The organism is Roseovarius sp. EL26 (genome assembly GCF_900327775.1).
In the GTDB taxonomy this organism is placed as follows: domain Bacteria; phylum Pseudomonadota; class Alphaproteobacteria; order Rhodobacterales; family Rhodobacteraceae; genus Roseovarius.
This window is the reverse complement of record NZ_OUMZ01000007.1, coordinates 2,131,691-2,144,738: the sequence shown is the minus strand read 5'-3', so window position 1 is coordinate 2,144,738 and position 13,048 is coordinate 2,131,691. Positions and strand designations below refer to the sequence as shown.

The window sequence follows — 13,048 nt, the reverse complement described above, 5'->3', positions numbered from 1 at the left end:
AGAACCCCCAAGAAAATTTAACAGTATTAGAAATCCTTATGATGCGCGAAGTCAATTGATCGAAACGCCTGCCCTAAGCAATATGTCCGTCAGGAGGATCACCAGATCATGGCGGACACAGCAGCGAGAAAAAGACGGCGCGGTGCACGGGTAAAGGTGCAGCAATCCGCGCCGCCCTATGTCACCCGCAATATCGGCCCGCTGAATATCCTCAGCGAGGAGGGCCTGTGTTTGATCGAAGAAAACGCCGACCGGATCTTGCAAGATACCGGAATGGAGTTCCATGATGATCCTGAGATCTTGCAAATATTCCGCGACGCGGGCTGCGATGTGCAGGAGACGCGCGTGCGGTTCGAGCCGGGATTTTGCCGCAATACCATTCAGGCAACGGCGCCAAATGAGTTCATGCAGCACGCCCGTAATTCAAAGAAATCGGTCAAGATGGGCGGTAATGCCACAGTGTTTTGTCCATCATGGGGGCCACCCTTCGTGCACGATCTGGACAAAGGGCGGCGTTATGCGACCTATGATGATTTTCAAACGCTGGTGAAACTGCACCAGACAATCCCTTGGCTGCACCATTCCGGTGGCGTGGTGTGCGAACCAGTCGATCTGCCCGCCAACAAACGCCATCTGGATATGCTCTACACCCACATCCGTTATTCAGACCGCCCTTTCATGGGGGCCTTCATCGGGGCAGAACGGGCAGGTCACGCTATCGATATGGCGCGGATCGTGTTTGGCGAGGAATATGTTGCCAACAATCCCGTGCTCTACTGCGTCTCGAACACCAACGCCCCGTTGGTGATGGACAGCCACATGTCCGGCGCATTGAAAACATATGCCCGCGCCGGTCAACCCGTGGCCACGGCCCCTTGGGTTCTGGCTGGCGCAATGAGCCCCTGCACCGTGGCGGGCACAATGGCGCAGGTTCTGGCAGAGGCGCTCGCTTGTCTGACGCTTGCGCAACTGATCAAGCCCGGGGCGCCGGTACTAATGGGTAGCTTTGCGTCGACCATGTCGATGCAATCCGGTGCGCCCACGTTTGGCACGCCGGAAGCCGGGCAAATGGTGCTGGCTGCTGGGCAATTGGCGCGACGCTTGGGCGTGCCGCTCCATACGGTGGGCACGTTGTCTGCTTCCAAGATTCCGGATGCTCAAAGCCAGCAAGAGGCCACTTGGGGGTTGATGATGTCGATGTTCGCAGGTGCGAACTTGATAAACCATGCCACGGGCTGGTTGGAGGGTGGCCTGGTCACTGGCTTCGAGAAAACCATGATTGACGCTGATCTTTGCGGCAAACTTGGTCGGTTCTTTGAGGGCATTGACCTGAGTGAAAACGCACAAGCGATGGATGCGATCGCCCAGACCGGGCCAGGGCAGCATTTCCTTGGTTCCGATCACACGCAGGCGAACTTCATGACTGCACTCTTTCGCCCTGAAACGCCAGATAACAATTCTTACGAGCAATGGCAGGCAGCCGGCGGCCTTGATGCGGCCCAACGCGCCAACGCCCTCTGGAAATCACACCTGGAGGCTTATGAGGATCCGGGGCTCGACCCGGCCATTGATGAGGAACTTCAGGATTATATCGCGCGTCGTAAGGCCGAAGTGCCTGATCAGGAGTATTTTTGATGGGCCGAACAGTCATCATCGGTGGCGGGGCCATCGGCCTCAGCCTTGCCTATCATCTGGCCAGACGTGGAGCCGAAGATGTGGTTTTGCTGGAGCGTAACCAACTGACCAGCGGCACCAGTTGGCATGCAGCGGGCATTGTTGGCCCGTTGCGAGCGACCCCGAATATGACAAAGCTTGCGATGTACGCGGTCGAGCTGTTCCCACAGCTTGAGGCCGAAACCGGGATGAGTACGGGGTACAAGCGCACTGGGGGCTATTGGTTAGCGCGCCGTCCAGAGCGGATGGATGAACTCAAGCGTATCGCCTCTTTGGGTCGTCACTTTGGGCTGACACCTGAGATCGTCACGCCCGAGGTGGCAGCGAAGGCCGTTCCCGGGCTGAATGTGGCCAGTCACGCCGGGGCGATGGCCGTGGCCGAGGATGCGAACGTCAACCCGGTTGATCTGTGTATGGTCTACGCCCGCGCTGCCAAGAATACGGGCGTGGAGATCCGGGAAAATGTTGCGGTTTCTGGGGTCGTCACCACGGCGGGTCAGGTGACAGGCGTCATGTTGGAAGACGGCAGCGTAATCGAAGCTGATCAGGTGGCAATCTGTGCTGGCGCGTGGTCGAAACCATTGGCTGCAACGGCGGGTCTGGCGCTGCCGCTACAGGCGGTCGAGCACATGTATGTGGTGACCGAACCGATGCTGGGCTTGCCCGATCCGTTCCCGGTTCTGCGGGATATGGATACAGGGATTTATATCAAAGGCGACGCTGGTAAACTGGTGATCGGTGGGTTTGAGCCGAACGCCAAATGCTGGGACGCCTTTGGCCCCGAGGGCAATCGCCCGTTTCTTGAAATGCCCGAAGACTGGGATCAGTTCATGCCCTTCATGGAAGCAGCGCTTGAGCTGATGCCCGCACTGGCAGACGTCGGCATTCAGCATTTCATGAACGGTCCGGAAAGCTTTACCAACGATACCCGACCCTTGGTGGGTGAGGCCCCATCGGTGGACGGACTCTTTGTGGCGGCCGGAATGAATTCTGTTGGCATCATGTCTTCGGCTGGAATTGGCCGCGCACTGGCCGATTGGATGGTGGATCAAACGCCTGCCATGGATCTGTGGGAGGTCGACATCGCCCGCGCTGACCCCAAGACCGCTACGCAAGACCATATGGATGCGCGGATGCAAGAGGCGGTGTCTGATCTAATGGCGATGCACTGGCCGTTCAAACAGCCTAAGGCCGGGCGTGGTTTGCGCCAATCCGCCCTGCATGATCATTGGTCAGCACAGGGCGCGGTCTTTGGCTTGGCTGGCGGTTGGGAACGCGGGCTATATTACGCTAATGATGCATCCGAGCGGGATCTGCCTTATTCCATCGCTGATCAACCGTGGTGGCCACTGGCAGAGCGCGAAGCCGCAACAATGCAAACGGGGACCGCACTGCTTGATCTGACACCATTTGGCAAGTTTGACATAGAAGGCCCAGAGGCGCTGAGCTTTTTGGAACTGCTCTGTACGGCCAGGATTGACCGGCCTCATGGGCGGGCGATCTACACGCTGGCCCTCAATGATGCTGGCGGGATCGAACTGGATGCAGCTGTCACACGGCTCGGGGAACATACCTTCCGGGTGACTTCTGGCGCGGCAACCCGTTGGCGCGATGCTGGGCTGCTCCGGCGGCGCGCGCAGGGTTTTGATGTGACCATTACAGATGTCACAGAAGCAGAGGCCGTTATTGGCGTCATGGGCGCAGGATCGCGTGATATGTTATCTGATTTGTCGCCTGATGACTGGACCCAATTCCCATTTTCAACCTGTCAGGAAATCACAATTGTAGGCATTCAATGCCGCGCCACCCGGATGAGTTTTGTCGGCGAACTGGGGTGGGAGCTTTCGCTTCCCGCAGAAGAAGCAGGGGCAGTGTTCAATGCGCTGACCAAGGCCGGGGCGAAACCGCTTGGTCACTACGCACTGGATGGTTGCCGGTTAGAGAAGGGCTTCAAACACTGGGGCCATGATCTGGGACCTGAAATCACACCGCTTGAGGCCGGTCTGGGATTTGCCATCAACTGGGATAAGACCTTCATCGGAAAATCAAGTCTTGTACAGCAACACGAGAGCGGTGTTTCCCAGCGTTTGTGTCTGTTTAAGGTCTCTGGCGGGCCGCTGATGCTGCATGATGAACTGATCGTTGAGGCTGGGCAGGTCGTCGGCCTGACCACCTCAGGCGGGCGCGGGCCGCGCACGGGGGAAACACTGGCCTTTGGTCTGATCCGCGTGGTCCCAGATGAGACACAGGCCGACACTTGTGCACGAGAGTTTGAGATTGAAGTGGCCGGAAAGCGCTACCCGGCACAGGCGCTGTTGCAACCGCCATTTGACCCGAAATCAGAAAGGATGCGCGGATGATCAAGGCGCAGGTTGTCATCATTGGTGGCGGTGCGATGGGCACCTCGCTGCTCTATCATCTGGTCAAAGCTGGGTGGTCTGATGTTGTTTTGGTCGAAAAGAACGACCTGACGCATGGCTCAACTTGGCATGCCGCCGGTCTGTGCACGCATTTCGCCCACAACCCGACCATTCAGGAACTGCGTGCCACGTCCGTGCGGCTCTATCGGGATATCTTGCCCGAAGAGACCGGCCAAAGCTGTGGCTTCCACCGTTCGGGTGCGATGCGGATCACTCGCAACCCGGATCGCATGGATGAGTTCGCCCATGTCGCGGGCCTGTCAGAGTTCACCGGCTACCCGCTTGAAGTGCTGACGCCCGAGCGGATCGCTGAGCTACATCCCTTGACCGAGCTCGATGGTCTACTAGGTGGAATATACGAGCCGGATGACGGTCACGTTGATCCTACTCTGGCCACCAACGCGATGGCGCAGGTTGCAGTTCGGGGCGGGGCAACAATCAAACGCTACAATCCGGTCCATACGATCCGGCGCGAGGGCAATGAATGGATAGTTGAGACCGCCAAAGAAACCTATCACACCACGCACATTGTGAATGCGGCGGGCACATGGGGCTGGGAAATTGGCCACATGATGGGGCTGAACATCCCCTCCGTTCCCGTGCTTCACCAGTATCTGGTCACGGACACCGTGCCAGAAGTATCTGAACGGATTGCGGCAGGCCTGCCCGAACTACCAATGATTCGCGACCCAGAGGAAAGCTGGTATATCCGGCAGGAACGCGATGGTCTGATCCTTGGCCCCTACGAGAAGGACGCACAGGTCTGGTCAGTTGATGGCGTGCCGCCTGAATTCGGTGCAGACCTGATGCCGCCGGATTTGGACCGGGTTGAGCATATCATCGAGGCGGCGATGAGCCGCGTGCCCGCCGTTGGGAATGGCGGTGTGAAATCGGTGATCAACGGCCCAATCACCTTTACCCCCGATGCCAACCCGCTGATCGGCCCGGCGCATGGCTTGGAAAACGTCTGGCTCCTGACTGGCTCCTCAATGGGCGTGATGGAGGGCGGCGGATCGGGCTGGTTCCTGGCCCATTGGATGACCCATGGCGCGCCGCCAATGGATGCACTGGCTGTTGATAGTCGCCGGTTCGGGAAGTGGGCCGATCGTGATTACCGGGTTGAAAAGGCAATCGAATGCTTTGGCTTGCAGTTCGGCGTGCACTACCCGCACGAAGAACGCCCTGCCGGGCGTGGCCTGCGCCTATCGCCCCTGCATAACTTGATGGTCGAGCGTGGCGCCGTTATGGGCGCGGCTTATGGTTGGGAACGGCCCAATTGGTTCGCGGACACATCTGAAGTTGTGGCCGATGAAACCTTCCGTCGCGCCAATTGGTTTGACCTCGTCGCACGCGAATGCCAAGCAGTGACCGAAGCCGCTGCACTGGCCGACCTGTCGGTCTTTGCGAAATTTGAGGTGACGGGCTCAGGGGCGCTCGCTTTTGTGGACAGTCTTGGGGCCAATCACGCCCCTACAAGTGGCCGGGTTGGGCTGACCCATGTTTTGACACCAGCGGGCGGGGTGACTTCAGAATTCACCGTGGCGATGCTGTCGGATGAACTGGTCTACCTGACGTCAGCGGCCGCAGCGGAAGAACGGGACTGGGATGCGCTGCAGGCACATGCCGAAAACTTCGACGTTGAAATCCACAACCGCTGCGAAGAACTGGCGGTGATTGGCCTGATGGGGCCGAAATCACGCGAGATCCTGCAAGCCTTATGCTCGGAGGATCTTGGCCCGTGGCTCAGTGTGCAACAGATCACTGTGGCGGGCATCCCTGCCCGGGCCCTGCGCGTGTCTTATGTGGGCGAGTTGGGGTGGGAACTGCATGTCGCACGCGATGACGCCGCCAAACTGTTCCTTGCGCTTGAAGAGGCTGGAAAACCTCATGGCGTAGGGCTTTACGGGGCTTATGCTGCCAACGCCATGCGGCTCGAGAAAGGTTATCGCGGTTGGGGCAGTGACCTGACGACGGAACGCACACCCGACGAAAGTGGCGTGGGTTTTCTGGCCCGTCCCGAAGGGCGCGATTTTACCGGGCGCGAGGCCATGCTGGCACGGCGCGGTGACGCAGCATGGGATATGGTTTTGCTCGAAGCCGAACCCGACGAGGTAGATCCGTTCTATGCCCATCCGGTGTACCAAGGTGACCGAGTGGTCGGTGTGGTCACCTCGGGCGCCTATGGCCACCGGACCGGCAAGGTGTTGGCGCTGGCTTATCTGCGCGATGCAAGTGCGCGCGACAATCTGAGTATTGAAATCCTGGGAAAACGACGAACGGCAGAGATCCTGTCTGAGCCGCCGTTTGATCCGCAAAATAAACGACTGAAAGCCTGACGTGAGGGACAAGACATGACACTGACAACTGATTGGTCAATTGACGCAACCGCCAAGCGACGCGACACCTACTATGCGGCAAGCCAGCGCAAGTTTGTCCCCTTTGCAGAGCCGATGGTGTTCAAGCGCGGTTCAATGCAATACCTGTGGGATGCCGAAGATCGCAAATATATCGACCTGTTGGGCATGAACGTCTGCATCTCGGTTGGTCACTCGCACCCCAAGGTGGTCGCCGCCGCAATGGAGCAGGCCCAGACCCTGACCCACTGCACGACAATGTTCTATCATCCCACACCTGCACATCTGGCCGAGGAATTGGCCGCCACCATGCCCGCAGGCCCCGAATGGGTTGTCCACTTCACCAACTCGGGTTCCGAGGCGGTGGATCTGGCGATGACCATGGCGCGCACCTATACCGGCAACCCTGATCTATTGGCGCTTCGCACGGCTTATCATGGTCCCACCGCCGCGGCGCAATCGGCCACGGGCATTAGCGGCTGGCGTCACCCGGGCATGCCGGGCAATGTGGCCTTTGTCGCGGAGCCAAACCAGTATCGCGGCATCTTTGGTGAAAACGCCGGTGCCGCGCCCTATCTGGAGGAAATCGAACGTACCATCGCCAGTGCCACGACGGGCCAAATCGCGGGCATGCTAATCGAGTCTGTTCAAGGGTACGGCGGCATCATTGAGATGCCCAAGGGTTATATGTCCGGCGCGGCAGAGCGTGTGCGTGCCGCAGGTGGCCTGTATATTGCCGACGAAGTGCAATCCGGCTTTGGCCGTACCGGCGATCACATGTGGGGATTTGAGGCTGACGGCGTCATTCCCGACATCGTTGTCATGGCCAAGGGCATCGGTAATGGCTTCCCTCTGGGCGCGGTGGTAGCACGCAAAGAAATTGCCGCCCCGATGGCTGAAAAATTCATGTTCCACACCTATGGTGCCAATCCAACCAGCTGCGCCGCCGGACGTGCAGTTCTTCAGGTGATCCGCGAAGACAAGGTGCAAGAAAATGCGCAGGTCGTTGGCGGCGCATTGCTTACGCGTCTGAATGAGCTGAAAGACAAGTATCCCGTCATCGGCGATGTCCGGGGGCGCGGGTTGATGCTGGCGATTGAGATGGTCAAAGACCGCAAAACCAAGGAACCTGACCGGGAAACAACCTCAGCTGTTTTTGAGCAATGTCGCACGCAGGGGTTGATTTTATCGAAATCAGGCCCATATCAGTCATGCCTGCGAATGGTTCCACCGATGTGTTTATCGATGGACGATGTCGCTCAGGTAGCGGATGGGCTGGACAGGGCCTTTTCTAATCTTTGAAGCATAAATGAGCGCCATAGATTTATTCCGCTTTTCCAAAATCTGACACAAGCATGACTTGTACTTGACATCTTTGGGTGGGCATTCTGCTTGTATCATGGGTTGTGACTGGCTCTGCTTTGGCGTGTCTCGCCAAGAGGGCCGATGCGAGGGGGACGTGAATGGATCTATTGTTGGAGCCGGGTCTGAAGCCGTTTGTGTTTTTTGGCGCTTTGGTGATTGGCTTTCTGCTACTCGAAGTGTTGCTGATGTCCATCGGGGTCGATACGCAGATCGGCGGCGACGCAGATGCGGATTTCGATCTGGATGCGGATTTTGATGCCGATATAGATGCAGACATAGACGCCGATTTTGACCCCAGTATGCCCACCGACCTGGGCCCTGATATTGAATTCGATGTCAGTGCTGATCTCGATGCAGAGGCTGGCGTTAAACCCAGACTTGAGACGAGTGGGGGCTTTCTTGATCTGATCGGTCTGCGCAAACTGCCACTCACAGTCTGGCTGGCGTTGTTCTCGACGTTCTTTGCCGGGGTTGGCCTGTCTGGGCAAACATTGATTTCGGTTGTGACGGGGGCGGTGCTCCCGGCTAGAATCGCTGCCCTGATGGTGCTGCCTGTAGCATTGTTTTTGACACGCTACTGCGCCGAAGCGGTGGGCAACTGGGTTCCACGCGTTGAAACCAGCGCCATTTCTGAGCGCAGCTATGGCCGTCGTAAAGGTGTGATAACAGTTGGTGCTGCCCGCCGGGGGAAGCCGGCACAGGTCCGGTTCACGGATGGGCACGGCAACATGCATTACGTCATGGCCGAACCTTTGTCAGATGAAGATACCCTGCCCGAAGGGACAGAGGTGCTGATCTTGCGCCGACGTCAGGGTGATCTGAAACTTGTCCGCATTTCGTAAAAATTGAAAGGAAAACTGAATGGAAGCTTTAATTACAGGCATATTGTTCCCAGTGGTACTGGTTCTGATCGCCTTTATGATCCTTGGGTTTGTCATGACCCGCATGTATCGTCGCTCAACCCGTGAGGTCAGCCTGGTGCGGACCGGGGCCGGTGGCCGCAAGGTGATCATGGATGGCGGTGTCTTTGTCGTGCCAGTGCTGCACGAAATTACGTTTATAAACATGAAGACCACCCGGCTGGAGGTTCGCCGTGATGGGGTGTCAGCGCTGATCACCAAAGACCGGATGCGGGTTGATGTTGGCGTGGAATTCTACGTCACGGTGCAGGGATCGTCAGAAGGGATTGCCCGTGCAGCGCAAACATTGGGCGATCGCACATTTAACACCGATGCTCTGCGTGAAATGGTCGAAGGTAAGCTGGTTGATGCCCTGCGCTCGGTTGCGGCGCAGATGTCGTTGGATGAGCTGCATGAAAACCGTTCGGACTTTGTCCAGCAGGTGCAACAGACAGTGGCCGAAGATCTGACCAAAAACGGTCTTGAACTGGAATCCGTTTCATTGACTGCGCTTGACCAGACGCCGATGGACACATTGGACGAAGACAACGTCTTCAACGCGACCGGTATGAAAAACCAGGTAGAGCGTATCGCCGAAAGCAAAAAACGCCGCGCCGAGATTGATGCCGAAACCAAGGTTGCTGTTTTGCGTTCTGTGCAAGAGGGTGAGATCAAAGCCTATGAGATTGAACGCCAGCAGGAAGAAGCCCGCGTTGCCCAAGCGATTGAGCTGGAAACCCTAAGATCACGCGAAGCCATCGACCGTGCGAAGAAAACTCAAGAGGCCGAGCGTGAGGCGGAACAAGCCCGGATTGCGCGTGAGAAATCGGTTGAGGCGGCGCAGATTGAGCGCACGAAAGAATTGGAAATCGCCGAACAAGATCGCCAGATCGCCATCCAGCAAAAGTCTGAGGAAGAAAGCCGGGCCAAAGCCGCCGCTGATACTGCGCGCGCAGAGGCAGTGAAAGCTGAGGAACAGGTTAAAACCGAACGCGACGTGGCCGAGGCTGAACGTCAGAAACGCGTGACCATTCTGATTGCCGAGCAGGAGGCCGAGGAAAAGGCCACGGGTATTCGGGTGACTGCTGCTGCAGAAAAAGAAGCGGCTGTGGACCGCGGTGCAGCCCTGCGTGAAATGGCGCAGGCGGAAGCGGACGAAAAAGCGATCGCCATTCGTGTCTCTGCGGCCGCCGCCAAAGAAGAGGCGGTTGATAGGGCAGCCGCTTTGCGTGAAATGGCACAGGCGCAAGCCGAAGAGATCACCATTCGCGCAGAGGCCCTCAAGAAAGAGAAGCTGGCTGATGCCGAGGGTAAACGCGAGCAGATCGCGGCGGAAAATACGCTGTCTGAGGCCGTTATTCAGTACCGTCTGGATATCGAGAAATATACGGTTCTGCCTGAAATCGTGCGTGAAATGGTCAAGCCCGCTGAGAAAATCAACGGCATCACTATTCATAAAGTTGATGGCCTGGGTGCTGGCGGTGGATCAAACGGCGGAAGCGGTGGAAACGGTGAAACCGGACTGGTCAATCAGGCGTTTGATGAATTGCGCGCCATGGCCTTTCAAATGCCCGCGCTCAAATCCATTGGTGAATCTGTTGGCGTGAATTTGGATAATGGCATCAATGGTGTGTTGGGCGATAACTTTGCGCCATCCAGCAAACCCGCGGGCACAGATGCCAAACCCAATGGCAAGGCCGCAGAATAAACACACATACAAAAAGAAAGGGGGCCGTTGATCGGCCCCTCATTCGTTCCTGCCACGGTATTCGTGTCAGACCTTCGGTGGCGTTTTCCTTTGTCATCAAGGAATTGGGCACACCTATCAACGCGTTGCGCGGGATGCGTATGTACACTCAAGCGCAGGTTATCTGTTGCATCAATGTATAAGCGAATCATACCGAATCGGTCAATAGAAAGTGATTTGGGTTTTCTCTTCCGTTGGACGTTCCGTGTGGTCTGATCAAACTAAAACAATGCACGCGTTGTATAGTGTATACTATAGTGGCAAAAGTGACGAAAATTTACACAAGTAAACGGTTAATGTTTTCGACCAATCAAAATTGTTCCGGTGTCATCAACCTCGATGCGGTCTGACGGTTTCGAAGCGACTTTTGGTGTTGGCGTGCTTCCTTGTTGACCGAGTACGACCCATTCGCCTTCTAGGCCGATCAACGATCCCAATCGCGACGGAGTTGTATTACGTCGCACCTCAGGCGAGTGTACCTTGTAGCGATTTTCAAAATTTACGCGGGGCTGTGCAACACCATTCGTGTCGTCGAGTTCACAAAACCACCCAGTGAGGATACCTGGGTATTCCATCTCGTGTAAAAGAGCGAATGCCGATGTGATTTCGACTGCAATAACAGAAACATTTGCATTGCCCATCGCGCTGAAGCGTGAATTCCACTCTACGAGTTCTAAGGTTTCTACATATACAAATACGCAGGTCCCACTGGCCTCTTCAGGGTGTGACGCAAGAGTGCGGCGCACTTTTTCTAGCATCCGCAGTTCATCAATAGGATCATCCGAGGTTTCCAAACTATGTTCAGTTGATTGGATCAGTAAATTATGGGTGCGTATCTCAACTTTCAGAGAAGGATCATCACTGAAAACTTTAGCAAGTGCTTGGGCTGATTGAGTATTGCCCTCAACATAGGCCAGCTCAGGAAATTCGATTTCCTCTTCGTAATCGTCGGCTAAACTTTGAAGGTATGCATATTGCAAGCTCCGCCTGTTCCAAGCGTATGTTTCAATTCGATCTCTCAGTGTTTGAAACGAAAGCCCTACAATATCAATGTCTTCTGAAAATTCGTATTGTTTGCGCTGATAGCTTTTCGTGCTGTCATTATGTAGCTCAAAGATGGTCAAGGGCCCTGGGCGTTGGGATTGGCTATCGTGAGACAGCAAAACAATATCGCTTGCTGACAAGTCATCTTTGCTTCCCAGCATGAAAATTGCTGAGGCACGGCTTGCAATGGCCTGTCGCCAGATTTTTGGCTCTGTCAAATCTCCTGAAACGACCTGAACACTCTGCCCAAAATCTAAATCTAACTGCTCTACGCCATCTGTCTCCTCGTCCACGAGTATGAAAATATCTCGCTGCGCATTTTTGTGAAATACATGTACGAACTCTTCCAGAGTCCCTTCATAACCTTCAATATCGTTCAAACAGAAAATTATGTGCGCTTCGACCAATTCCGTTGCCGCAAGTTGCTTTTGTTGTTCGGAAATTTTGCCCATAATGGGCATGAAGATAATTGCGATCATGTTTGCAATAGCCGCAAGCACGAAGATTGATGCAATGGTTGTGGTTCCCGAAGCTGCGCTATTGGGTTTTAGTGCGTCGATCACCTGTGCGATCAATTCTGCAAATTTTAGCCAAGGGTCACTACCTGCAATCAGAAACGCACAAAACAGTATGACAATCACAATGAGGACTGCAAATAAGGCGCAGCTAAGCAAGGCTGTTGCATAGGGCCGAGCAGATCGAATGAATCTTCGTATGTGCCGCCATTCAGCGAGATAGCGGAAAATTTTCGCGATGCGGATTAGACGGAATAACCGGAGTGCACGAAGCACGCCGCCTGCGCCGGTCCCGTGACTTGTGCCAAATAAACCAAGGAAAAACGCGCTCGAAACGCCGTCAATTAGGATCACCAGAAGGTCGATCAAACCCCAGGGCCGCATGTACTGCCAACCCTTTAAGAAGAAACGTATACAAAACTCGAGACAAAAGATTATGAAAAATGAGACGGTTACCCATCCGAACAAATTTGGTTTGTCTTTTAGCGGGGGGAACTCGAAATATTCAAAGACAGGGGCGGCCAGAACCAATAGTTCCCAAATCGCGAATATGATGGCTATCACTACAACAGGTGCGATACATTTGTCAGCAGGAGCGATTTTTCGGCGAGATCTTGGATAGAACTTTACCAAAAACCAATGCCAATCACGGGCGCGGGGGGGCGTTTCGCGCGCTATTTCCGCATCGCGTTTCTTAGCGTAGGCTAAGAAAATCTGGAATGGTCGTAAAAGAAATCGTAAAATGAGCAAAAACGGAAACATGAATAAGGCTGCCATTCGGCAAAGAATTACATACATTTAATAATGCTCAAAAAACGATTGAGATAAGTATGAGCCGCCGGGCCCGTGAAAGTCAATTTTTTTGGATGCGTGTAGCTCTGCATCGCGTTGCAACTTAACGGAGCGGTATAAGATGAAGCATAGATTATGGGCAAAAATCTACACTAAATCTTTGGCGGCGGGCTGTGTTGCAGGCGACCTACATTATTTTACCTTTGCATACTCCCCTTGACTTATTCCCCTAACACCC

General features: G+C 55.3%; 7 protein-coding genes. 6 read left to right on the top strand and 1 reads right to left on the bottom strand.

Annotation, left to right across the window (positions count from 1 at the left end; genetic code table 11):
* Positions 1 to 108: 108 nt before the first annotated feature.
* From D9A02_RS18580 to D9A02_RS18555, 6 genes are all read left to right on the top strand, one after another.
* Positions 109 to 1,635, top strand: coding sequence for a trimethylamine methyltransferase family protein (locus D9A02_RS18580; protein WP_120502345.1), 1,527 nt, complete (start codon positions 109 to 111; stop codon positions 1,633 to 1,635).
* Positions 1,635 to 4,034, top strand: a complete 2,400-nt coding sequence (locus D9A02_RS18575) for an FAD-dependent oxidoreductase (protein WP_120502344.1) — start codon at positions 1,635 to 1,637, stop codon at positions 4,032 to 4,034. Before D9A02_RS18580 ends, D9A02_RS18575 begins: the two co-directional genes overlap by 1 nt.
* The gene (locus tag D9A02_RS18570) at positions 4,031 to 6,430 is read left to right on the top strand and encodes an FAD-dependent oxidoreductase (RefSeq protein WP_120502343.1); all 2,400 of its coding nucleotides are present in this window, start codon (positions 4,031 to 4,033) and stop codon (positions 6,428 to 6,430) included. Before D9A02_RS18575 ends, D9A02_RS18570 begins: the two co-directional genes overlap by 4 nt.
* Before the next feature lie 15 nt (positions 6,431 to 6,445).
* Positions 6,446 to 7,750 (top strand): aspartate aminotransferase family protein, encoded by a 1,305-nt coding sequence (locus D9A02_RS18565; RefSeq protein ID WP_120502342.1) that lies wholly within the window; start codon positions 6,446 to 6,448, stop codon positions 7,748 to 7,750.
* A gap of 161 nt (positions 7,751 to 7,911) precedes the next feature.
* Entirely contained in the window at positions 7,912 to 8,655 is a 744-nt protein-coding gene (locus D9A02_RS18560; protein ID WP_120502341.1) for an OB-fold-containig protein, read from the top strand.
* A gap of 19 nt (positions 8,656 to 8,674) precedes the next feature.
* Positions 8,675 to 10,420, top strand: a complete 1,746-nt coding sequence (locus D9A02_RS18555; RefSeq protein WP_120502340.1) for a flotillin family protein — start codon at positions 8,675 to 8,677, stop codon at positions 10,418 to 10,420.
* 332 nt (positions 10,421 to 10,752) lie between these two features.
* Here D9A02_RS18555 and D9A02_RS18550 read toward each other — a convergent pair whose 3' ends face one another.
* A complete protein-coding gene (locus tag D9A02_RS18550) occupies positions 10,753 to 12,816 on the bottom strand; it encodes an ion transporter (RefSeq protein ID WP_120502339.1) in 2,064 nt (687 codons plus the stop codon).
* Positions 12,817 to 13,048: the final 232 nt, after the last annotated feature.